23 protein-coding genes are annotated in these 22,804 nt (G+C 66.6%); 8 read left to right on the forward strand and 15 right to left on the reverse strand.

Annotated elements, in window-relative coordinates:
- Positions 1–173 precede the first annotated feature (173 nt).
- From SSA01S_RS03325 to epsC, 3 genes are all read right to left on the reverse strand, one after another.
- Positions 174–1,019, reverse strand: coding sequence for a fumarylacetoacetate hydrolase family protein (locus tag SSA01S_RS03325; RefSeq protein ID WP_061779205.1), 846 nt, complete (start codon positions 1,017–1,019; stop codon positions 174–176).
- Positions 1,020–1,116: 97 nt separating this feature from the next.
- The gene (locus tag SSA01S_RS03330) at positions 1,117–1,857 is read right to left on the reverse strand and encodes a gamma-glutamyl-gamma-aminobutyrate hydrolase family protein (protein ID WP_174521620.1); all 741 of its coding nucleotides are present in this window, start codon (positions 1,855–1,857) and stop codon (positions 1,117–1,119) included.
- Entirely contained in the window at positions 1,854–2,828 is a 975-nt protein-coding gene (epsC, locus tag SSA01S_RS03335) for a serine O-acetyltransferase EpsC (RefSeq protein ID WP_061779206.1), read from the reverse strand. The genes SSA01S_RS03330 and epsC overlap by 4 nt, the downstream gene beginning before the upstream one ends.
- 208 nt (positions 2,829–3,036) lie before the next feature.
- Here epsC and SSA01S_RS03340 point away from each other — a divergent pair, with 208 nt between their 5' ends.
- Positions 3,037–4,056, forward strand: coding sequence for a class 1 fructose-bisphosphatase (locus SSA01S_RS03340; protein ID WP_061779207.1), 1,020 nt, complete (start codon positions 3,037–3,039; stop codon positions 4,054–4,056).
- Positions 4,057–4,256: 200 nt separating this feature from the next.
- On the opposite strand, the gene SSA01S_RS03345 is transcribed toward SSA01S_RS03340, so the two are convergent.
- From SSA01S_RS03345 to SSA01S_RS03385, 9 genes are all read right to left on the reverse strand, one after another.
- Entirely contained in the window at positions 4,257–5,285 is a 1,029-nt protein-coding gene (locus SSA01S_RS03345) for a LacI family DNA-binding transcriptional regulator (RefSeq protein ID WP_061779208.1), read from the reverse strand.
- Positions 5,286–5,429: 144 nt separating this feature from the next.
- Complete coding sequence (locus tag SSA01S_RS03350) at positions 5,430–7,112, reverse strand: GMC family oxidoreductase (RefSeq protein ID WP_061779209.1); 1,683 nt, start codon at positions 7,110–7,112, stop codon at positions 5,430–5,432.
- Between the two features lie 30 nt (positions 7,113–7,142).
- Entirely contained in the window at positions 7,143–7,976 is an 834-nt protein-coding gene (locus tag SSA01S_RS03355) for a sugar phosphate isomerase/epimerase family protein (protein ID WP_061779210.1), read from the reverse strand.
- Positions 7,973–8,557, reverse strand: a complete 585-nt coding sequence (locus tag SSA01S_RS03360) for a gluconate 2-dehydrogenase subunit 3 family protein (RefSeq protein ID WP_061779211.1) — start codon at positions 8,555–8,557, stop codon at positions 7,973–7,975. The genes SSA01S_RS03355 and SSA01S_RS03360 overlap by 4 nt, the downstream gene beginning before the upstream one ends.
- Positions 8,554–9,363 (reverse strand): 3-keto-disaccharide hydrolase, encoded by an 810-nt coding sequence (locus tag SSA01S_RS03365; protein ID WP_439951129.1) that lies wholly within the window; start codon positions 9,361–9,363, stop codon positions 8,554–8,556. Before SSA01S_RS03365 ends, SSA01S_RS03360 begins: the two co-directional genes overlap by 4 nt.
- 17 nt (positions 9,364–9,380) lie before the next feature.
- Positions 9,381–10,301 carry a hydroxypyruvate isomerase family protein gene (locus SSA01S_RS03370; protein ID WP_156477651.1) on the reverse strand — a complete coding sequence of 307 codons (921 nt, stop codon included), beginning with the start codon at positions 10,299–10,301 and terminating at the stop codon, positions 9,381–9,383.
- Positions 10,298–11,605 (reverse strand): MFS transporter, encoded by a 1,308-nt coding sequence (locus SSA01S_RS03375; protein ID WP_061779213.1) that lies wholly within the window; start codon positions 11,603–11,605, stop codon positions 10,298–10,300. The genes SSA01S_RS03370 and SSA01S_RS03375 overlap by 4 nt, the downstream gene beginning before the upstream one ends.
- A 70-nt stretch (positions 11,606–11,675) precedes the next feature.
- The gene (locus tag SSA01S_RS03380) at positions 11,676–12,734 is read right to left on the reverse strand and encodes a sugar phosphate isomerase/epimerase family protein (protein WP_061779214.1); all 1,059 of its coding nucleotides are present in this window, start codon (positions 12,732–12,734) and stop codon (positions 11,676–11,678) included.
- Positions 12,731–13,123 (reverse strand): c-type cytochrome, encoded by a 393-nt coding sequence (locus SSA01S_RS03385; RefSeq protein ID WP_061779215.1) that lies wholly within the window; start codon positions 13,121–13,123, stop codon positions 12,731–12,733. Before SSA01S_RS03385 ends, SSA01S_RS03380 begins: the two co-directional genes overlap by 4 nt.
- Before the next feature lie 124 nt (positions 13,124–13,247).
- On the opposite strand from SSA01S_RS03385, the gene SSA01S_RS03390 reads away from it, so the two are divergent.
- Positions 13,248–14,426, forward strand: coding sequence for a Gfo/Idh/MocA family protein (locus SSA01S_RS03390; protein ID WP_061779216.1), 1,179 nt, complete (start codon positions 13,248–13,250; stop codon positions 14,424–14,426).
- 108 nt (positions 14,427–14,534) lie between these two features.
- Positions 14,535–15,332: a hypothetical protein gene (locus SSA01S_RS03395; protein WP_156477652.1), complete on the forward strand. Its 798-nt coding sequence runs from the start codon at positions 14,535–14,537 to the stop codon at positions 15,330–15,332.
- A 9-nt stretch (positions 15,333–15,341) separates the two neighbouring features.
- Here the strand turns inward: SSA01S_RS03395 and SSA01S_RS03400 are convergent, their stop codons facing one another.
- A complete protein-coding gene (locus tag SSA01S_RS03400) occupies positions 15,342–15,794 on the reverse strand; it encodes a DUF4126 family protein (protein ID WP_061779242.1) in 453 nt (150 codons plus the stop codon).
- A gap of 103 nt (positions 15,795–15,897) precedes the next feature.
- Between SSA01S_RS03400 and SSA01S_RS03405 the strand changes: the two genes are divergently transcribed.
- The 3 genes from SSA01S_RS03405 to SSA01S_RS03415 all read left to right on the forward strand — a co-directional run bounded on the left by SSA01S_RS03405 (position 15,898) and on the right by SSA01S_RS03415 (position 17,491).
- A complete protein-coding gene (locus SSA01S_RS03405) occupies positions 15,898–16,095 on the forward strand; it encodes a hypothetical protein (RefSeq protein WP_058717590.1) in 198 nt (65 codons plus the stop codon).
- A 7-nt stretch (positions 16,096–16,102) separates the two neighbouring features.
- Positions 16,103–17,059 (forward strand): aldo/keto reductase, encoded by a 957-nt coding sequence (locus tag SSA01S_RS03410; RefSeq protein WP_061779218.1) that lies wholly within the window; start codon positions 16,103–16,105, stop codon positions 17,057–17,059.
- A gap of 66 nt (positions 17,060–17,125) precedes the next feature.
- Positions 17,126–17,491, forward strand: a complete 366-nt coding sequence (locus SSA01S_RS03415) for a response regulator (RefSeq protein ID WP_061779219.1) — start codon at positions 17,126–17,128, stop codon at positions 17,489–17,491.
- 28 nt (positions 17,492–17,519) lie between these two features.
- Here SSA01S_RS03415 and SSA01S_RS03420 read toward each other — a convergent pair whose 3' ends face one another.
- Together SSA01S_RS03420 and SSA01S_RS03425 are read right to left on the reverse strand one after the other, a co-directional pair.
- The gene (locus SSA01S_RS03420) at positions 17,520–19,520 is read right to left on the reverse strand and encodes a putative bifunctional diguanylate cyclase/phosphodiesterase (protein ID WP_167348884.1); all 2,001 of its coding nucleotides are present in this window, start codon (positions 19,518–19,520) and stop codon (positions 17,520–17,522) included.
- A 164-nt stretch (positions 19,521–19,684) separates the two neighbouring features.
- Positions 19,685–21,070, reverse strand: a complete 1,386-nt coding sequence (locus tag SSA01S_RS03425; RefSeq protein ID WP_061779221.1) for a helix-turn-helix domain-containing protein — start codon at positions 21,068–21,070, stop codon at positions 19,685–19,687.
- A 185-nt stretch (positions 21,071–21,255) separates the two neighbouring features.
- On the opposite strand from SSA01S_RS03425, the gene aceA reads away from it, so the two are divergent.
- A complete protein-coding gene (aceA, locus tag SSA01S_RS03430; RefSeq protein WP_061779222.1) occupies positions 21,256–22,533 on the forward strand; it encodes an isocitrate lyase in 1,278 nt (425 codons plus the stop codon).
- A 28-nt stretch (positions 22,534–22,561) separates the two neighbouring features.
- Entirely contained in the window at positions 22,562–22,720 is a 159-nt protein-coding gene (locus tag SSA01S_RS19760; RefSeq protein WP_167345467.1) for a hypothetical protein, read from the forward strand.
- The last annotated feature ends 84 nt before the right edge of the window (positions 22,721–22,804 follow it).

The raw sequence follows: 22,804 nt of genomic DNA on the forward strand, positions 1-22,804 counted from the left end.
CTCCTTCACACTGGGCCGCTCGATTGGCCGCCATGGCTGCGCTCCTTCTCCATGAAATCTATATTTTATATGCGTAACCTTATGGTGGCCGGTGCTCGCTTGGCAAGCCTTAACGGGAGCGACGCGAACCCTGCGTCGCTCCCCGACCGCTTCATTTTACGCCAGCGTGACCGTCACGCGGCGTCGACGAAGCGCTGCGTCTGCTCGCCCAGACCGTCGATGCCCAGCCGCACCGTCTGCCCGGCGCGCAAATAGACCGGCGGCTTCTGGCCCATGCCGACGCCCTTGGGTGTGCCGGTGGTGATGATGTCGCCGGGCTCCAGTGTGCAGAACTGGCTGACATAGGAGACGATTTCGGCGATGGTGAAGATCATGTCGGCGGTGTTGCCGTCCTGATAGCGCTGGCCATCGACATCCAGCCACAGGCGCAGCGCTTGGGGATCGCCCACTTCGTCGGCGGTGACCAGCCAGGGGCCGGTCGGGCCGAACGTGTCGCAGCCCTTGCCCTTGTCCCAGGTGCCGCCGCGCTCCAGCTGGTAGGCGCGCTCGCTGACGTCATGCACGACGCAATAGCCCGCGACATGGGCCAGAGCATCGTCCTGCGAGACATAGCGCGCGCGGCTGCCGATCACGACGCCCAGTTCGACCTCCCAATCGGTCTTTTCGGAGCCGCGTGGGATTTCGACATCGTCGTTCGGGCCGACAATCGCGCTCGACCATTTGCCGAACACCACCGGCTCGGCCGGGATCGGCAGATTGCTCTCGGCGGCATGGTCGCGATAGTTGAGGCCGATACACACGAACTTGCCCGGCCGCGCGATGCACGACCCCAGGCGCCGGTTCCCCTCGACCAGCGGCAGCGTGGCGGGATCGAGCGCGGCGATCTCGGCCAGGCCTTGCGGCGTCAGGCGGTCGCCGCCCAGATCGCCCAGCGCCTCTGGCAAGGCGCGGATGTGACCGTCGGCATCCAGCAACCCGGCGCGCTCCTGCCCGATTTCTCCATAACGCAGCAGCTTCATCGACCCGGACTCCTGTAAAAAGGTATGTCCGCCCCTCTTATCCAGCCGGGCCGCGTCCTGTCACTTGCAAATATGATAGCCGGGTCGCCCGGGACGATCAGGCGTGGCCGCGCACCGATTCGCCCATCAGCGAGAAGAAACCCTGCGCCACGCCGCAGGTCGCAATGTCCCATTCGGGATGCCATTGCACCGCCAGCACATCGGCGTCGCACCCCGGCGCGCGGAACGCCTCGATCAGCCCGTCCTCGGCATCGCGCGCCTCGACGACCAACCCATAGCCCAGCCGGTCGACGCCCTGCTGGTGCACCGAATTGACCTGTACCCGCCGCTGTGTGCTGCGCCCCGCCAGCACGCCGCCAGCCATCAGGTCGACCGCGTGGTGGTGATCGAACAGCGACTCATAATCCGAATCCCAGCTCCCGCGATGATGGCGCGGCAGGCCGCCCAGGCAGGTCAGCGAACCGCCGAACAGCACGTTGATCTCCTGCATCCCCCGGCAGATGCCGAACACCGTCTTGCCGCGATCGATCATCCGCCCGGCCAATGCCAGCGCCACCGAGTCGCGCTGCGGATCGCAGGCGGAGGGGGCGAGCGTGGCCCCATCGCCATATTGCGCGGGCGCGACATGCGAACGGCCGCCGGTCAGCAGCAGGCCGTCGAGCATGTCGGCCATCATCACGGTATCGACCGCCTCGGGAATGGCGGGGACGATGACGACGCTGGCGCCGCACAGCCGGACCAGCGGATCGATGAAGCGAGTCGCCACCGCCTGGATCGGGCGGTTCGCCACTTCGTTGCCGCACATCAGGCCGATGATCGGCTTGCGTCCCCCCGTCATGCCGTTCCCTCCAATTCCTGACGCAGCGCCCTCCCCTCGGCGCGCGGCAGATGCAAAGCCTCGGGCTGGACGAGCACACTCTCGGGCGCGACATCGGTCAGCAGCCAGACATTGCCCCCGATCACCGAGCGCGCGCCGATGGTGACACGACCCAATATGGTCGCGCCAGCGTAAATGATGACGTCATCCTCGACGATCGGATGCCGGGCGAAACGGTCGCGCGGCGAACGCGGCGCGGTGCCCAGCGCGGACCGCGCGCCCAGCGTCACATGCTGATAGACGCGAACCCGCTCGCCGATGATCGCGGTTTCGCCGACGACGACGCCGGTGCCATGGTCTACGAAGAAATGCCGCCCGATGGTCGCGCCGGGATGGATGTCGATCCCGGTCCGCTCATTGGCGAGTTCGGAAATCATGCGCGCGACGATCGGCGCGCCCAGCGCGTTCAGCTCATGCGCGATGCGGTGGTGCAGGCTGGCGACCGCGCCCGGATAGCAGAGCAGAATCTCGTCCACGCTGCGCGCCGCCGGGTCGGCCAGGAACGCGGCCTCGACATCGCTGTCGATCAACTCGCGCACCTGCGGCAGGGTCGCGCCGAACAAACGCGCGACCAGCGCAGCCTGTTCGGGCGGGAAGGTCTCGTCCGCATCCTTCTGCCAATAGGCCAGCTCCGCGCCGATCTCGCGTTCCAGCGCGGTCAGCGCGGCGAGCAGCTTGGCCGCGACGAAGCGGTCCTCCTCCTGCGCGGGCCCCCTGAAATGGCCCAGGCGACGCGGATAGAGTGCAGCGGCGACCAGGGCGACGACGTCCTCGACCCCGGCGCGCGAGGGAAAACGCTCGACGTCGCGCGTCCCGTCCTGCCGCACCCGCCATCCCTGCCGCGCGGCACGCAGCGCCGAGACGATTCCGTCGATCCCGGTCGCGGAAACATCCTCGCGAGAGGTGGCAGCAGTGAACGGCTTGGTCGACATGGACGATCCTCCGACCCCCATCATATCCCACTTGGCAAATGGGATATAACAGAAATGCTACGCCTCAATAAAGCACGACCTGCCTTAACAGCCGATTGCGAAGCGGTGCGCCCCGGTCCATGGGTAGCGCCGCCACCATGGCGCGGTCCGGCGGGAGGGAGCCCGCAGGGCCGATCATCCCCATGCCCTTCCCGGAGCATTCGTGACGATGACGACCCCGCGCCAGACGACGCTCACCCGTTTCCTGATCGAGGAGCAGCGTCGCTCCGAAGAAACCTGCCCGGCCGAACTGCGCCTGCTGATCGAAACCGTCGCGCGGGCGTGCAAGGCGGTGAACCAGGCGATCTCCAAGGGCGCGCTGGGCGATGTGCTGGGCAGCCTGGGCAGCGAGAATGTGCAGGGCGAGGTCCAGAAGAAGCTGGACGTGATCGCCAACGACCTGCTGCTCGACGCCAATGAATGGGGCGGACACTTGGCCGCCATGGCATCGGAGGAGATGGAGACGATCCACCGCATCCCGAACCGCTTCCCGCGCGGCGAATATCTGCTGCTGTTCGATCCCATCGACGGGTCGAGCAATGTCGATGTCGACCTGTCGGTCGGCACCATCTTCTCGGTCCTGAAGGCGCCCGAGGATTGCGCAGGCCGCGAAGTGACCGAGGAGGATTTCCTCCAGACCGGCCGGTCGCAGGTGGCGGCGGGCTATGCCATATACGGCCCGCAGACGCTGCTGGTCCTGACCGTCGGCACCGGCGTCTACGAATTCACGCTGGACCGCGAGATCGGGTCGTGGCGGCTGACCGACGGGCCGATGCGCATCCCCACCGGCACCAAGGAATTCGCGATCAACATGGCGCGCCGCCGCCAATGGTCGCCAGGTGTCGCCCGCTATGTCGAAGAGCGTATCCTGGGTACCGAGGGGCCGTGCGGCGTCGACTATAACATGCGCTGGACCGCCTCGATGGTCGCGGACGTGCATCGCATCCTGAAGCGCGGCGGCGTGTTCCTCTATCCGGGCGACCACCGCAAGGACGGCAAGGCCAAGCTGCGCCTGCTCTATGAGGCGAACCCGATGAGCTTCCTGATCGAACAGGCGGGCGGCGCGTCGATCGACGGGGCCATCCCGATCATGGACGTCGCCGCGATCGGCCTCCACCAGCGCGTCGGCGTGGTGCTGGGCGATCCCGAGGAAGTGGCGACGATCGCGGAATATGGGCGAACGGGGTGAGGTGATCGCTTCACCCCGGCGAAGGCCGGGGCCCAGTTGCGGTGAACCATCGAAGGCGGGGTTTCATGGCCTCCCCCTCACCGGTTGGCGCGCCACGCGCTTGCTGGAGCCTGGGCCCCGGCCTTCGCCGGGGTACGGGAGGTGTTTTTTGGGCGCGAGCTTTTCTCCACCCGCGATTTGCCTGAACGAAAAGCCGAGCCCTACCCCCGCCCCACCGACTCCCTCGCGACCAGCTCGAAATCGAGCACCCGGTCCTGCACCATCCGCGAGCGGAGCGAGGCCAGCACCTGCTCGACCGCGCGGAACGCCATATCGCCCACCGGCTGACGGATGACGGTCAGCGGCGGCCAGAGCCGCGCCGCGATCGCGGTATCGTCGAACCCCGTCACCGCCAGGCCATCGGGCAGCCGCAGCCCCATGCGATGCGCCTCACCGATCAACCCGGCCGCCATATCGTCGCTGCTGCACAGGATCGCGCTCGGCCGCTCCGCCAGCGTCAACAATGCGCGCCCCGCCTGCGCCCCCGATACCGGATCGAAACCGCACCGGACGACCAACGCCGGATCATAGGCCATCCCGCTCGCAGCCAGCCCGTCGCAAAACCCCGCCAACCGCTCTGCGGCGACCGAAAAGCTTTCCGGCCCGGCGAGGAAACCGATCCGCCGATGTCCCTGCCCCGCGACATGCGCGGTCACCGCCGCCATCGCCGCGCGATTGTCGATCCGCACGGTCGAGATATCGGCCATGGGCAGCCCGGTCGCGATCGCCGCCGCCGCCACGCCCAGATCGGCGAACAGCCCCGATCCGCTGAGCAATTCGGCGAAGGGCGGCACCAGCAGCACGCCCGACGCACCGCCCTGCACCAGCGCGCGAACCGCCGCCTCCGCCGCCTCGCGGGTCAGCGCCTCTTCGGCCTGGGCGATGAACTGCAACCCGCGCGCATTGGTCGCCCGCAGCGCGCCGAGCAGGATCGAGTCGATGAACGGCGTCCCCCGGTCGCTGTAGAGCAGGCCCAGCGTCGTCACTTTCGCCTTGGCCAGGCGGCGCGCAGCGATGTTGGGGCGGTATCCCAGTTCGTCGATCGCGGCGAGCACGGCGGCGCGCGTCGCCGGGCCGACCTTGCCAGCGCCGTTGATGACGTTGGAGACGGTCATCGCCGACACGCCCGCGCGCTCGCCGACCGCGCGGATGGTGACGCCTTCGGGGCGTTTGCCGACGTTAGTAGCCATTCCCTATTCCTCCCCTTGCAGGGGAAGGCAACCATCCGAAGGATGGTGGAGGGGTATCCCCCTCTCGATAGCGGGACACCCCTCCGTCAGGCCTTCGGCCTGCTACCTCCCCTTGGAGGGGAGGAACAAAGGTTACGCTTCTTCTCAAACCGCCCCCGCCTTCAGCCCCTTAACCGCATGGTCCGCCGCCCGCGCGGTCAGCGCCATGAAGGTCAGCGAGGGATTCACGCACGACACCGACGCCATCTGCGCGCCGTCGGTGACATAGAGGTTCGACGCGTCATGCGCTTGGCTCCATTTGTTGAGCACCGACTGGCGGGGGTCCGCGCCCATGCGCGCGCCGCCCATTTCGTGTATCGCGTCGCCGGGGACATGCTCGGACTCGCCGCTGGTCACGTTCTTCAGCCCCGCCGCGCGCAGCATCGCCTCGCCCTCGCGCCGGGCATCGGCCATCATCTTCAGCTCATTGTCGCGGAAGGTCACGTCGAACTTCATCAGCGGCATGCCGAAGCGATCGACCTTGCTGGAGTGCAGCGACACGCGATTATCCTCATAGGGCAGGCATTCGCCGAACGCGCCCATGCTGAACTGCCAGGGGCCATAACGGCGCATCCCATGCTTCATCTCCGCGCCGAAGCCAACCGGCTTGGCGGCGTTGCGATAGGCCGAGCCCTGGTAGCCATAGCCGCGCCGGAAGCCGAGCCCCTCATCGCCCTTCAGGTTGCGGAAGCGCGGCACGTACACCCCACCCGGACGACGGCCATATTCGATCAGGTCGTCCATGCCCGGAATCTCGCCCGACACGCCGACCCGGAAGATATGGTCCATGACATAGCGGCCCAGCGTCCCGCTGCTGTCGAAATGGCTGCGCTCCGAACCCGGCGCCCGCGAGTTCATCAGGATCTGCACCGACCCCATGGCCGAGGCGCAGACGAAGACCAGATTGGCGCTGACCGTCTGCGCCTGCCCCGTCTTGGCATCGACATAACGGACGCCGGTGACCTTCTTCTTCGCCGGATCATAGTCGATCCCCGTCACCACCGCATCGGATTGCAGCGTCAGCCGCCCGGTCGCGCGCGCCGCAGGTAAGGTCACCGCCTGGGTCGAGAAATAGGCGCCGAAGGAGCAGCCATTGCCGCACTGGTTGCGGAACTGGCATTTGGTGCGGTTCTGGTCGGGCTTATCCTCGGTCATGTTGGACAGGCGACTGTGGATCAGCTTGCGCCCCGGAAACTGGCCCTCCAGCCGTTCCTTCAGCCACTTTTCCGCGACATTCATCGGCATCGGCGGCTGGAACTCGCTATCGGGCAGATAGGGCAGGTTCTCGCGCGAGCCCGAGACGCCGATATACTTCTCGACATAGCTATACCAGGGCGCGACATCGTCGTAGCGGATCGGCCAGTCGGCGGCGACGCCCTCGCGCTTGTTCGCCTCGAAATCGCCCTCGCTCCAGCGGAACGACCAGCGCCCCCAGATCAGCGACTTGCCGCCGACCGCAGCTGGCCTGATCCAGTAGAATTTGCTGCCCTCGTCATAGGCATAGGGATTCAGCCGGTCGTCATTGTAGAATTTCTGGTTGCTGGGCGCGACATAGCCGTGCTTGGCAATGAAATAATCGCTCTCGACCAGCGGCTTGGGCATGATGTTGCGCGCCGGCACTTCGAAGGCGGGCTTGCCGTCATAGGGATAGCCCTCGCCATGTTCGACCATGACGCCCCGGTCGAGCATCAGGACGCGCAGGCCCTTTTCGGTCAGTTCCTTGGCGGCGAAACCGCCGCTGATGCCCGACCCGATCACGATCGCGTCGAAACGGTTCGTCGCCGCCATGGCTGTCCTCCCTATGATCTCGTTATGATTTCAGAACCGCAAGCCGCGCAGCGTGCGGAAGCTGGTGGTGATGTCGGGCAGATAGGGCGCGGGCGCCTGATCGTTCTCGACATAGAAATGCTTCACGCCCGCGAGGCGGTTGAGCCTGAAGATCGAGGCAAAGTCGATCTGCCCCGCGCCGACCGCCGTCATGCTGCCATCGGCGCGCGCATCCTTGACGTGATAGGCATAGATTCGGCCCGCCAGCCGCCGGATCAGCGCCGCTGCATCCTCGCCCGCATGGATTGCCCAATAGAGATCGATCTCCAGCTTCACGAGCGCGGGGTTCGTTTCCTTGAGCAGCCGGTCATACAGGCTGACACCGCCGGGCTTGGTGGTGAACTCGAAGTCGTGATTGTGATAGGCAAAGCCCAGCCCCGCCTTCTTCAACTGCTCGGCGAAGCGGTTGATGTTGGGCAGCGCCGCGTTCCAGCCCGCCTCGGTGCGATGCTCGTCGGTCATGTACGGCAGGATGACGGTATCGGCGCCCAGCGTCTTGGCCATGGTCACGCACGCATCGAACTTGCCGAGCAGCGAGTCGTAAGGGACGTGGATCGACGGCGCCTTCAGCCCCAGCCGGTCCTGCGTGCGGCGGAGCATGGCATGATCCATCGCGTCATAGCCGCCCCCGCCATATTCGACCTCGCGGTAACCGATCTTCGCCACCGCCTCCAAAGTCTTGACCGGATCGGCGGCGAACAGCTCGCGGATCGTATAGAGTTGCAGCCCGATCGCCCCGAGCTGCGCGGCCTGCGCCGTGCCCGGCACCAGCGCGGCGGCACCCAGGCCCAGCCCTGCGCCCATCAACGAACGACGATCGATCATGCCGAATACACCTTGTTGACCTGAGAATAAGGGAAAGCGCCGTTATATTCGCCGGGCACGGGCAGATATTCGCGCTCCTGCGTGATGCCGATTTCCGACGTGTAATAACCGGTGATGACCAGCTGTCGGAACGGCTCGAAGAACGCCCTACCCTCCGGCAGCACGCCTTCCATCGCTTCGGTCAGCAGCGTGTCCTGTTGCGCCGCGGTTGCCTTGGCGGCGGACAGCTTGTTGACGCTCAGGCTGCGCGCCTCGATCGCGTTCAGCCCGGCGATGATCGGAGTCTTGTCCTCGGGGCTGGCCCAATCGGCGAGCATCTTCTCGATGAACTCGGGCACCTTGGCCGCGATGGCGCCGGGGGTGTCGGTGGTCGGGATCACCCGCTCGGACAGGGCGACCATCGTCGCGCGCTGGGTAGGCGTGAAGACGGCCATGCTGGGCGGTCCGTCCGAGATGACGGGAATAGTGCCGCGCGCTTGCTCCACTGCACCCGCCGCACGAGCGATGGGCGCGAACAGGGCGGAGCCGAACATGGCGGTGATGCCCGCCAAAGCATGTCTGCGGTCGATATGGGGGGTCATCGGGCATCCTCCGGCAGGTCCTGCGCGATCGCCTCGGGCGGCAACGGGCGGACCCAGATGTTGCGGAATGAAACGGGCGAATCATGGTCCTGAAGCTGGATCGGCGCGGCATCACCATGCGCCTGGTATTTTTCGACCTGCCGCCAGATGGTGGTACCCAACATCGCCTGATGATTCTGGACGACGACGCCGTTCAGCAGCGCGGTGACATAGGCCGGGCGCAGCAGCTTGCCGTCTGCGCCAAAGCGCGGCCGCTCGAAGATGATGTCGTAGTTCTGCCACTCGCCGGGTTTCCGCGCCGCATTCACCAGCGGCGGCTTCCAGGCATAGACCGCGCCGACCTGCCCATCGGCATAGGTCGGGTTGTTATAGCCATCGAGGATCTGCACCTCGTAGCGCTGCATGAACCAGATGCCGCTATTGCCCCGGTCCTGCGACGATTTCTGCGGTGGATTGGGCGAGCGGAATTCGAGGTGAAGCTGCACGTCGCCGAAGCTCTGCTTGCTGACCAGCACGCTCTCGGCCTTGCCGTCGCGCGGCGGCACGGTCATCGCGCCGTCCTTCAGCAGCCAGGACTTACCGCTGGGGGTCCAGGCGTCCATGGAGCGGCCGTTGAACAGCACCACCGCATCGGACGGCGCGCCACCGGCTTGCGCGGCAGGCGTCACCACCTTGGGCGCTGGCCGGTCGGGATCATGGACATGCCATTTTCCGCCCGGCAGCATCGGCGTGTCGCGAAATCCCAAACCCGGCTTGTCCTGCGCCATGGCGCTTCCGGCCATCATCAGTGCGATCAACGGTAGCATCCGCATCGCTCCCCTCCTCATGCTGTCGGATCGATCGCGCGGTACGCCGCGATCAGTGTGTCTTCGCCGGCCCGGCCCTGGACCGAATTGCCGTGCTCCATGCCGATCACGCCCCGGTAGCCGCGCTCCTTCAGATAGCGGCAGACATTGGCATAGTTGATCTCACCGCTGCCCGGCTCGTTGCGGCCCGGATTGTCGCCGAACTGGATATAGCCGATCTCGTCCCAGCAGAGCTTCAGCGTGGGGATCAGGTTCCCCGACTGAATCTGCTCGTGATACAGGTCGGCCAGCACCTTGACGCCGGGACTGTTCACCCCGCGCGCCACGGCATAGCCCTCTGCGATCGACTGCATGAACACACCCGGATGGTTGGTCCGCGTGTTGAGCGGCTCCATCACCAGGATCAGGCCGTGCGGCGCGACGATATCGGCGGCGCGGCGCATCGTGTCGATGATCCGGCCCTGCTGGATCGCGGGATGGAGCTTCTTGTCCATGAAGCCGGTGACGACCGTCGCGCATCTGGCATTCACGCGTTTGGCGACTTCGACCGCGTTTCGCACATCGGCGAGGAAGGCCTGGCGCTCGCCCTCGTCCTCGCCGCCCAGCAAGGGCCGGGACTCCGCCCATTTGGGCATGGAGGCGACGAAGACGCCCATCGTCATGTTCCGCTGGCGCAGCGCCTTGGCGATGGCCTCCTGCTCGGGGACCGGGCGGAGGGCATATTCATTGTCCTCCCACGCCCAGAAGCCCTGGTCGGCAGCAAAAGCGATCTGCTCGACCGAACTCGCGCCCCGGCTGGCGAAGCTGCCCAGATGCGGCGCGAAGCCCAGGGTAAAGCGCGCGGCGTTGGACGGCTTGTCAGCCTTCTGCCCACCCAGTGCGGCGGCGGGCACGGCAGCGGCCAGCCCGCCCATCACGGTGCGGCGCGAGGGGGTCACGCGACCCGCTCGCCGATGATCACCCGGCGCGGATTGCGGCGCTCGGCCAGCCAGATGCCGCCGAACACGAACAGCAGGATCACCGGCACGATGGCGAGCCGCGCAAAGGACTGCGACGCCGCCGCATCCTCGACCTGGCGCAACGCTTCGCCGGTCAGCCGCTTGAACGCCTCCGGCCCACCGGCCAGTTCGACCTTGGCGGCGTCGAACATCGCGCCCAGCTGTGGCAGGACGAAGAAGCTCGACAGCGCGCCCGCCGATCCGACCAGACCCAACGCCCAGGCCCCGCCGCGCGGATAGCGCTCCGCGACCGAGGCCAGCATGGTCGGCCACATCGCACAGACGCCCAGCCCCCAGACGGTCGAGGCCAGGATCGCCGCCACCGGCGACTGCGCCCGTGACAACAGGAACAGGCCGATGCCCGCCATCAGGCTCGACACCCAGAGCAGCCCCGGATTGGACAGCCGCCCCGCGATCCGCCCGGCAAAGTGGCGGAACACGAACATCAAGGCGCTGACATAGACCAGCAGCAGGATGCCACGCATGCCGACCCGGCTGCTCAGCGCCACATCCAGCCATTGGCCCGGCGCCAGTTCGGACGCGGCGGTCAGGAACATCGCGGCGAACCAGACGAAGAAGCTCGGCCGCTTAAAGACTTCCGCGATCATGCCGCCGAAGCCGACGTCACGTACTTCGCGCGGCACCGGCGGGAATTGGGTGGTCGCCGCCATCACCAGCACGCCCAGCGCCGGGACCAGGACCAGCGCCATGATCGCCTGCCACGACAACAGCTCGGCCAGCAGCACGCCCGCCAGCCCGCCGACGATCAGCCCGCCGGGATACCAGGCGTGGAGCACGTTCAGCCGGTGCGTCGTCTCTTCCGGGTAGAGCCGCGCGGTCAGCGGGTTGATCGACGCCTCGGCCAGCCCCCAGCCGATGCCGCTGAGCAGCATCCCGCCCCAGACGATGTGATAGACACCCATGCCCGTCGCGACATGGCCCGCCCCGATGATCGCGGTGGTACCGACCAGGAAACACAGGCCGCACCCGATCAGCATTTGCCGCGCGCCGATCCGGTCGAGCAGCGCACTCGCCACGAACAGGGTCGCGGCAAAGCCCAGAAAGGCCGAGCCCAACGCCGAGCCGATCAGCTCGCCCGCCTGCACCGGCGCGATGGGATCGATCCACTGTGCCTTCAGGCTGCTCGCCACCGCCGCCCGCAACGCCGCGCTCGCCGCCGCCGTGAACAACGCCAGCACGCTCAGCCAGAACAGACGCGACCGATTGTCCGGTATCGCTTCCATGCCCCTCTCCCGCTTATGTTTTCTTGTCAGACTTTACCTTCCGGGGCGGATGGTCAAGTCCTTGCAATCGTTAAATTCCCAACCAGCGCCGATTGGCCGCTGGGTCGCCACCACCGGCAAAATCGTCAAAGGCCCGCTCGGCCCGGCGGATCATGTGCGCCGCGATGAAGGGTGCGCCCTCACGCGCGCCGTCCTCCGGATGCTTCAGGCAGCATTCCCATTCCAGCACCGCCCAACCGGCATAGCCATATTGGGTGAGCTTCGAGAAAATGCCGCCGAAATCGACCTGCCCGTCGCCCAGCGAACGGAACCGCCCCGGCCGATCCACCCAGTCGCTATAGCTGCCATAGACGCCCGCCCGGCCGGTCGGATTGAACTCGGCATCCTTGACGTGGAACATGCGGATGCGGTCATGGTAAAAGTCGATGAATTGCAGATAGTCCATCGCCTGCAGCACGAAATGGCTGGGGTCGTAGAGTATGGCGGCGCGCTGATGGCCGCCGACGGAATCCAGGAACCGCTCGAACGTCGTGCCGTCGTGCAGGTCCTCGCCCGGATGCAGCTCGTAGCAGAGGTCGACGCCCTCCCCCTCGAACGCATCCAGGATCGGGTGCCATCGCTTGCCCAGTTCGGCGAACCCTTCCGCGACCAGCCCGGCGGGCCGCTGCGGCCAGGGATAGACGAAGGGCCAGAGCAACGCGCCCGAGAAGGTCGCATGCGCGCTCAAGCCCAGCCGTCGGCTGGCCTTGGCGGCATAGAGAAGCTGCTGGACCGCCCATTGCTGCCGCTCGGCGGGCTTGCCTCGCACCGCCTCCGGCGCGAAACCGTCAAAGGCGGCGTCATAGGCCGGGTGAACGGCAACGAGCTGGCCCTGCAAATGGGTCGACAATTCGGTGATCGCGACGCCCGCTTCGGCACAGCGCCCGGCCAGGTCGTCGCAATAATCCTGGCTTTCGGCCGCCAGCTTCAGGTCGATACAGCGCGCATCCCAGGTCGGGATCTGCACGCCCTCGTAGCCCGCCTCCGCCATCCAGCGCGCCGCCGAGTCCAGCGTGTCGAACGGTGCTGCGTCGCCCATGAACTGCGCCAGGAAGATGCCCGGGCCGCGCATGGCGGGAGCAGCACTCATTTCGCCGTCTCGGCCTTGAGATAGGCGATGAGCGCGGCGCGCTTGGCGGGATCGGCGACGCCGATCGGCATCCGCGTACCCGGCACCTTCTTCATCGGTGCGGCGATGAACTCATTGAGTGTTTTGTCGTCCCATTTCAGCCCCGACGCCTTCATCGCGGGCGAATAGTTGAACCCCGCGACCGAGCCCGCCGGACGCCCGAACACACCGTTCAGATTGGGACCGACACCATTGCGCCCGCCCTTGTTCAGCGTGTGGCAGGCCCGGCACGCGGCAAAGGCCTGCGCGCCCGCGGCGGGCGCGGTCTGTGCGGTGGACGGTGCCTGTATGGCCACGATACCCGCGACCAGGGCCGGTATGGCGGCGGCCAGCCCGATGAGCTGCCTCATCCTCTCTCTCCCGAAATTTTCTTGCCCAGACTCGCTGGTTCTTGCCTGAGTTTACCGTTAAACCGATGCCATGCAAGCACCGAATATCGCGTTATAAGCGATTGGGATGACAGGAGAGAGGGTGATGGCGGGACGAAAGTTGCGGCTGGCCATGGCAGGCGGCGGTGAGGGCGCGTTCATCGGCGGCGTGCACCGGATGGCGGCGGCGCTGGACGGCGACTGGGAGTTGGTCGCGGGGACGTTCAGCAGCGATGTCGAGCGCAATCGGCGTAGCGGCGAGGCGCTGGGCCTTGATCCATCCCGCGTCCATGCCACCATCGACGCCCTGCTCGCCGACGAGCGCGCACGGCCCGAGGGAGAGCGGATCGACGCGGTGGCGATCGTTACCCCCAATCACCTCCACGCACCGATGGCGATTGCGGCATTGAACGCTGGCTTTCCGGTGTTCAGCGAAAAGCCGATGGCGATGAACCTCGCCGAGGCGCGCGCCATCGCCGACGCGGCGCGGGCGTCGGGGCAGCTCTATGCGCTGGCCTTCACCTATAGCGGCTATCCTATGGTCGAGGAGGCGCGAGCCCGCGTCGCGCGCGGCGATTTCGGCCGCATCCGACTGGTCCATGTCGAATATGTCCAAGGCTGGCTCAGCACCGCGCTCGACCGCGAGGGCAACAAGCAGGCCGAATGGCGCACCGACCCAAGCCGCGCCGGGCTCGGCGGCGCGCTGGGCGATATTGGCACCCATGCCTTTCAGCTGGCCGAGCATATCTCCGGCCTGACGGTCGAGGCGCTGTCGGCGGACGTGACGACCCATGTCGCGGGCCGGGTGCTCGACGATGACGTCAACGTCCTGCTCCGCTTCGCCGAGGGTGCACGCGGCACGCTGCGCGCGACCCAGGTGGCGGCGGGCGAGGAAAATGGCCTGCGCATCCGCATCCATGGCGAGAAAGGCGGCCTGGAATGGTCGCAGATGGAGCCCAACACGCTGACCCTGCGCTGGCTCGACCGCCCCGCCGAGATCGTCCGTGCCGGCGGTCCGGGCCTCAGCCCCTCTACCCTACCCCGCCTGCGCACGCCTTCGGGCCACCCGGAAGGCTATATCGAGGCGTTCGGCAACCTCTATCGCGCGGTGGCGGAGTCGTTGCGCAACGGCGGCCCGGCGGACGGCGGTGCTCCGGGTGAGGCGGAATGGTATCCGGGGCTGGAATCGGGCCTGCGGACGATGGCGTTCGTCGAGGCGGTGCTGGACAGCGCACAGTCCCAGGAGAAATGGACGGCGTTTCCGGCTTTAGGTACCAGAGGCTGAAGAACATTCCTCACCTGCGGAATAACAACGCTCGCTTTCCACGAAGTCGCTTGACGCAATTCCCACCGGATCGATACGCTTTGAGAATGATCTGACGGGAGTATGATCATGCGGTGGTTGGGTGTCGCAATGGCTCTGTTGGTGCTTGCAGGTTGTAGCAAGGCACCGGACCATGGTGAGGCAGGCAACACAGCCAGCAATGCGAGCGGCCTCGCCTTTTCCTATCGCTATGATCTGCGACTGCCCTCGCAACAGATCGCCGACGCGCAGGAGGCACAAGCCCAAGCCTGCGAAAAACTGGGGCCGCAGTGTCGGATCACCGGCATGGCCTATCACGTCGACGAAGCCGGTAACGCCTCGGCTAGCCTCGACATGGCCGTAGCTTCCCCTATCGCCCGCACTTTCGGTCGCGATGGCGTCAAACGGGTCGAGGCGGGCGGCGGAGCCCTGACGGGGGCGGAAATCCTTGGCACCGACACTGCACCGACGATCCAGGGGGCCGATACCAATATGGCGGACTCGACGCAGGACCGCGCCGCGATTGACAAGCGGCTGGCGCTGCCCGGCCTGTCCACTTCGGAGCGCAACGAATTGCTGGCGCGCCGGGCCGAACTGGATCGTCAACGTCGCGACAGTATCGCGGCGGCCGCCACGGCTCGGGCGAGCGTCCTCGTTACGCCGATCAGCTTCCAATATACCGCGGGCAGCGGTGTCGGCCTTCAGGCTCGGTTGGCCGAAGCAGGGAACACCGCCTATGCGTCGTTTACGTGGACAGTCACGACCCTGCTCACCCTGATCGCCTATATGGGGCCGCCGCTACTGCTCGCCCTCGCCATGGCCTTGCTCTGGCATAGGCTTGGGCGGCGCTGGTGGGCGCGATTATTTCCGACCCCACCAAGCGCCTGAGCGAGGCGATCAGCCTCGCCGCCCCCGCACGATCCCCACCGCGCTGGCCAAGACCGCGACATCCTCCGCAAAGCCGGTCTTGGTCTGGCCATAGCGCCCCAGTGCCGCCATCCGGCCGCGCCAGCCCGGATAGGAGGCGACGACCGCCGTCACGCCGCCGATCGCCGCGCCCAGCCAGCGACGCTTCGGTGACGCCAGCGCCGCGCCCGCGATGGCCGAGGTCGCGAAGCGTGCCGCCAATCCGACAGGCACGATCCGGTCGGGCGCGGTCTTCTGCTTGTCGCCCGCCATCTCGCCGATCGCGAGGGCCAGCGTACCCGCCGCTATGATCGGATTCGCCAGCCAGCGCAGCACGCCCTTGCCGAGCGGCAGCTGCCCGCGCGCGGCGGCGATCGACACGGCGGCCAGCGGCGTCATCGCGCGCTGCCCACCGACCAGACCCATTTTGAACGATGCGAGCATGACGTCGACCTCACGGATAGGAAACAAGAGCCGCATCAACGCATCCGGCCGCCGTGCCGGTTCCCCCTTTTCCTTTCATCTGGGCTTTTGCCATGATGGCACGATGAAACGCCTTGCCCTTGCCGCCGCGCTCCTGCCGCTCGCCGCCTGTTCCTCGCATGACCAGCCCCAGGGGCTGAGCGCGGAGGAGAATCGCCAGCTCAACGAAGCCGCCGCCATGCTCGATGCCAATGCGGTCGATCTGAACGCGATGGCCCCTTCGGACGTTGAGGCGGAGAATCCCACCGACAACGAAAGCTGATCCCGCCATGACCGACCTGCCGCTTCGCCGCCTGGGCTCGACCGACCTGATGATCGCGCCGCTGGTGCTGGGCGGCAATGTCTTTGGCTGGACCGCCGACCGCGCGGCGAGCTTTGCGGTGCTCGACGCCTTTGTCGACCAAGGCGGCACGATGATCGACACGGCGGACGTCTATTCCGCCTGGGTCGACAGCCATCGGGGCGGCGAATCCGAGACAATGATCGGCGAATGGCTGAAGGCCAGCGGCAAGCGCGACCGGGTGCTGATCGCGACCAAGGTCGGGATGCTGCCCGGCGAAGGCGGCGAAAAGCTGGCGCCCGCCCGGATCGCGGCGGCGGCCGAAGCCTCGCTGAAACGGCTCGGCACTGATCGGATCGACCTGTATTTCGCGCATCAGGATGACGAAGACCAGCCGCAGGACGCGGTGATGGAAGCCTTTGGCCGTCTGGTCGAAGCGGGGAAGGTCCGGGTGATCGGCGCGTCCAACTTCCATGCCGCCCGGCTGAAATCGGCAAACGAGGCCGCGCGCGATGCGGGGCTGCCGCGCTACCACGTCCTGCAACCCGAATATAATCTGGTCAGCCGCCACGCATTCGAGGGTGAGTTGCAGGATTATTGCGTCACCGAGAATATCGGCGTCGTCCCTTATTTCGGTCTCGCCGCCGGGTTCCTGACCGGCAAGTATCGCAGCGAGGCCGACCTGTCGCAAAGCGTGCGCGGCGCGAAGATGGGCGAATTGCTGCACGGCAAGGGCGGCGCGGTACTGGCGGCATTGGACGCGGTGGCGGCGGAAACCGGCGCGACCCCGGCTCAGGTCGCGCTCGCCTGGCTGATGGCACAACCCGGTGTCAGCGCACCGATCGCCAGCGCGACCAGCGTGACGCAGCTGTCCGAGCTGACCCCCGCCATGCGGCTGACCCTGTCCGAGGACCAGCTCACCGGCCTGACCGACAGCGGCGCATGAAACCGGATAGACGTAATTTTAATCAATTTCGGAACGTATGCAGAATGGTGGGCTTTTAGCGGGACCATGGATGTCCAGCCCCCCACCATTCTTGTCGTTGAAGATCAGCCCCTGCTTCTCATCCACGTCCAGTTCGCGTTCGAGGATGCGGGATACCGGGTCGTTCAGGCGAGCAGTGCCGACGAGGCGCTGGTCGCGCTGGACCGGCATCCCGAAATACGGGTGATCTTCACCGATGTGACCATGCCCGGAACGCTTGATGGCGCGGCCTTGGCGACACGGGTGAGCGAGACGCATCCGCACGTCGCGGTCCTCGTGACGTCGGGCGACCAGAGCTATGTCCCCGACAATCTTCCGGCCGGGGTTCGCTTCGTGCCCAAACCCTATTCGGGGCATATGATCGTGCGGATGATCTCCGAAGAAGTCGCCTGACCGACGACAGCCCCTGCCCCTGATCGGATCAGGCCGCCTGGGCGTGGGAAATCGCGGGACGCCCGATCAGATAGCCCTGGATCTGGTCGCAACCCAGGTCGCGCAGCATCGCATATTGATACTCGGTTTCGACGCCCTCGGCGACGATCGGAATGTTTAAGCTGCGCCCTAGGCCCAGCGAGGCGCGCACGATGGACAGGGCGGGGCCCTGCGCATCCATCGCGCGAATGAAGCTCCGGTCGATCTTGATCTTGTCGAACGGGAATTGCTGGAGGCTGCTGAGCGAGGAATAGCCGGTGCCGAAATCGTCCATCACGATGCGCACCCCCGCCCCGCGCAACGTGCGCAAATTGGCCGTGGCGGTTTCGCGCCGGTCGATCAGCACACCTTCGGTCACTTCCACCTCCACCCGGCGGGGGTGCATGCCATGGTCCGCGATGGTCGCCAGCATCTCGTCCGCCAACAACGGGTCACGCAACTGTACAGGGGACAGGTTGATCGCCAGCATCCAGTCGCGGGGCCAGTCGCGCGCGGCGACCAGCGCCTCGACCAGCAGGAACCGGCCAATCTCCGCGATCAGCCCATTTTCCTCGGCCAGTGCGATGAAGATATCGGGGCTGACGGGTCCCAAAACCGGATGGGTCCAGCGCGCCAGCGCCTCCTGCCCGATGATGCGGCGGGAGGGACAATCGGCGATCGGCTGGAACGCCAGGCTCAACTCGCCCCGCACGCTGGCATCGCGCAGCTCATGGGCCAGCCAGTGGCGCTGCCGCCGTTCCTCGTCCATCGCCGCGTCATAGTGGCGTGCGCGGTGGCGGCCATCGGCCTTCGCCCGGTAGAGTGCGATATCGGCACAGGCCTGCAGTTCGTCGCACTCGATGCCGTGATGCTGGGACAGGGCGATGCCGATGCTCAGGCGGACCGACGGTGTCGCCGGATCGGCCGCGGCCACGCCATAGATGCGATCCGCGACCGCCTGGGCATCGCGCTCGGTCTCCGAAAGATAGTGGATGATCGCGAATTCGTCGCCGCCGATGCGCGCGACGACATCCCCCTCGTCCACCGCCGCGAGCAGCATGGCGCTGGCCCGCTGCAACATCGCGTCGCCGGTGGCATGGCCCAATGTGTCGTTGACGCTCTTGAACCCGTCCAGATCGATCGCCAGCAACGCGATCCGCCGCCCCGCCTGAAGCGCCTTTTCCAACCGCTCGGCAAAGACCAGCCGGTTGGCGAGACCGGTCAGCGGATCGTGATGCGCCAGATATTCGACCTGGCGCTGAATACGCTCGCGCTCCTCGGCCTCCTGCGCGAACGCCTGCAACGCGCGGGTCAACTCGCCCAGTTCATCGACGCGCTGTGCATAGGGCAAGGGTTGCAGCGCCCGCCCGCCTTTCATCGCGCGCACGGCCGCGACGATCGTCATCAGCGGTTCGATGATGCGCCAGCGCAGCCACAGGATCAGTGCACCAACCAGTATCAGCATCAACACGGCGGCCAGCGTCATTTGCATCAGTCCATGACGCGCCAGCAGAGCGGCCTCACGCGTGCGCCGGGTCAGTTCCCGCCGCATCATCCGGCGCATATCGTCCCGCCAATATTCCACCGAGCGCAGCGAGCGCTGAAACCGGGGAAGCGCGGCTTGGAGCGTCCGGGGATCGGCCCGCGCGTCCCGCAGGATCGCCCGGGTTTCGCGGAAGAAGCGTTGCTCGGCCTTCCGCAGCCGTATCTCTACGTCTTGGCCGCGGGGCGTCAGGGCCAGCGCCCCCGCTTGCCGCTGCGCCAACTGCGCGGCGAGCATTTGCTCCATCGCCGCCCAATCCGCCTCTCTATTCCCGTCATGCCGGTCTAAGCGGCGTTTCACATCCATCAAGTGAATACGCAGGACCCGCAACTGGGTATCGGCGGCCGCAAAATCGTCCAGGTTCATGGCGATGCGCCCGGTCGCCTCGGTGGTCGAAACCAGTTGCCGATGGAACGATACGCCCGTCAGGCCCAACGCAGTCGAAATGCACAGGACGGTCGACAGCATGACCGCAAAACGGAATTCCAATGAACGGAGACGGAGGAAGAGCCAATTCATCGGGATCGAACGCTACACGATGACTCCTTACAACTGGTGAAAGCCGATCAAATTCCTTTAAGGACTTGGCAAATAGGTTGAAATCTTTGCCGATCGCTCCACAAGTCCGGCGCTCAGTCGCCCGCACAGGGCAGCGAAGCCACCGTCCGTTCGCGCTCGTTGACCATCAACGGACGGCCGATCGCCGGGAGCGAGCGTTGCGGACAATCGGGTCGGGGGCATCGACGGCATCCTGGGCCGATCGGCGTCGCGGGCCGCGCCGTCTCTCCCCCCAGCCTCTCCGACAGCTGACCCGACAAGGCCGCTGCCAGCCCCAATAGGATGGCGAACTGCGCAGAAGCGCCAGACGCCGATCGCCCGGCCCGATCGACCCGCTGCGCCACGGTCAGGAAGGCCGCGCCATCGGGCATGACGACGCTTTGCGATATCGGCTCCCCCGCCCGGTCGAACGCGCCCAGCGCATTCCAGAGCGGGCACAAGGCTTCGGCCTCGGCCAGACCGGGATCAGCGGCCCCGACCAGCCGCTTCGACACCTGCCCCGCGCGGTCGATCCGCAACATGAAAAAGGGCAGCCCTCGCGCGCCGACCCGGTGCAGCGTGGTCAGCCTGTGCGCCAGCTGCTCATGCGACACCCCGAAGCGGCGACGCAGCACGGCCAGGTCATAGCCGGTCGCCTCGCACGCGCGCAGGAACCGGGCATAGGGCATGACCAAAGCGGCGGCGAAATACTGTGCCAGATAGCGGCGGAAGAGCCGTTCGGCGATGCGGTCGCCAAAGGCTGCGCCGCGCGCCAGCGCCTCGATCTCGGCCCGCGCCTCCGACTGGGCCAGTTGGACCGCCAGCGCAAAGACGCGGCCCGGCGCCTCGAGCATTTCGGACAGCTGCAATTGCCGGGCGTGCAGGTCCAGCCGCACCAGCCGGTCGGGCATGATGTCGACCGGCAGCACCCGGATGGACAGCGCATGACGCACCCGCAAACGCTCGGCCAGCGCGCCGTACAGGTCGCCCGCCATCAGGCGCAATTCGTCCGCGAGCAGCTCGGCGGCGGCGTCGAGGTCGGGGAAATGGTTGCGCCACCGCTCGATCTCGCGGCGCACCTGCACGGTCGGGTCGGGTGTCGCGGCCACCTCCGCCACGCCGCCGCCCAGCCGGTCAAAGGCGCGGGCAAACGCCTCCGCACCGCCCGGCGCCGCCGCCAGCCATTCCTCCAGCTCGCTGCGGTCGATCTCCAGATCGGCGAACATCGGATCGGCCAGCCGCCGCCGCATCGCCGCCGCCCCGCCCCCCGGTGCCGCCGCCGTCAAGGCGCGCGGATCGAAGTCGAATGTCTCGACCAGCCGGACCAGCAACGCGGCCGATACCGGCCGCTGGTTGCGCTCGATCAGGTTCAGATAGCTGGGCGAGATGTCGAGCATCTCCGCCATCGCGGCTTGCGACAGCCCGTTCTGGCGACGCACCCGTCGCACCGCGTGTCCGGCGATCAGCTTGGTTGCGCTCATGCTCCACCCTCCTGCGGACAGGCTGCGCGTCCGTTTCCACGCTGTCAATTCTTTACAACACAACCTGCAAGGGACGACGTGGCAGCGACCCGGAGACGCGGTAGCAAAACGACAGAGCCTTCATCAGCGGTCCGACACCCGGCAAAGTCCTCGTCAACAAGCCCCTATTTGTAAAGGACGACGCGATGCCGAACTTCCAGGACCTCATCCCCGCCCCCACCGGACGGTTCGACGGCATCACCCGCCCCTACACCCCGGCAGATGTCGCGCGGCTGCGCGGATCGATCGCGATCGAACATACGCTGGCCCGGCGTGGCGCGCTGAAGCTGTGGGAGCTGCTGAAGACCGAGGATTATGTCCATGCGCTGGGTGCGCTGTCGGGCAATCAAGCGATGCAGATGGTGCGTGCCGGGCTGAAGGCGATCTATCTGTCGGGTTGGCAGGTCGCGGCGGACGCCAACACCGCCGGACAGATGTATCCCGACCAGTCGCTCTACCCCGCCAATGCCGGGCCGGAGCTCGCCCGCCGGATCAACGCGACGCTGGCCCGCGCCGACCAGATCGAACATGCGGAGGGCGCGGTGTCGCGCGACTGGTTCGCACCGATCATCGCCGATGCCGAGGCCGGATTCGGCGGCCCGCTCAACTGCTATGAGATCATGAAGGCCTATATCGCGGCGGGTGCGGCGGGTGTGCATTTCGAGGACCAGCTCGCCTCGGAAAAGAAATGCGGCCATCTGGGCGGCAAGGTGCTGATCCCGACGGCGGCACATATCCGCAACCTGAATGCGGCGCGGCTGGCGGCGGATGTGGCGGGCGTACCGACGGTGATCTGCGCGCGCACCGATGCCGAGAGCGCACGGCTCATCACCTCGGACGTGGACGAGCGCGACCGGGCGTTCCTGACCGGCGAGCGGACGGCGGAGGGTTTTTTCCGGCTGAAGGACGGCACCGGCGTCGACCATTGCATCCAGCGCGGCCTGGCCTTCGCGCCCCATGCCGACCTGTTGTGGTGGGAGACGTCCAAGCCCAATCTCGCCGACGCGCGCCGCTTCGCCGAGGCGATCCAGCGCGAATATCCGGGCAAGATGCTGGCCTATAACTGCTCACCCAGCTTCAACTGGGAGGCCAATCTCGACCGCGACGACATCGCCCGCTTCCAGCGGGAGATCGGGGCGATGGGATACAAGTTCCAGTTCGTCACGCTCGCCGGCTTTCACCAGCTCAACTACGGCATGTTCGAGCTGGCGCGCGGATATCGGGATCGCGGCATGGCGGCCTATTCGGTGCTGCAACAGGCCGAGTTCGCCGCCGAAGCGAACGGCTATACCGCGACCCGTCACCAGCGTGAGGTGGGGACCGGCTATTTCGACCTGATCGCGCAAGTCGCGGCGGGTGGGAACAGCTCCACCACCGCGCTCGCCGAATCCACCGAGGCGGCCCAGTTCGTCCAGGCCGCCTGATAACCACCGTTTCAGAGGAGAAAATGCCATGCCGACCGAACCGCAACGCAGCCGCGCCGTCTTCTCCACCGAAGACTTCGCCCTGATGAAGGAAGCCATCGCCGAACACGTCAAGCGCGTCGCCGACGACCCCCGCTCAATCAAGTTCGCGCATCTGTACCACCGGCTGGGGCGTATCGCGTCGTGATGTGATCCTCGGGGCGTCGACCCCGGTGCCACCCCTCTTCCTTGGGGAAGGAAGCGACCCCGCCGATCCGTATCGGCGGGGGTT

The organism is Sphingomonas sanguinis NBRC 13937, from assembly GCF_001591005.1.
GTDB lineage: Bacteria > Pseudomonadota > Alphaproteobacteria > Sphingomonadales > Sphingomonadaceae > Sphingomonas > Sphingomonas sanguinis.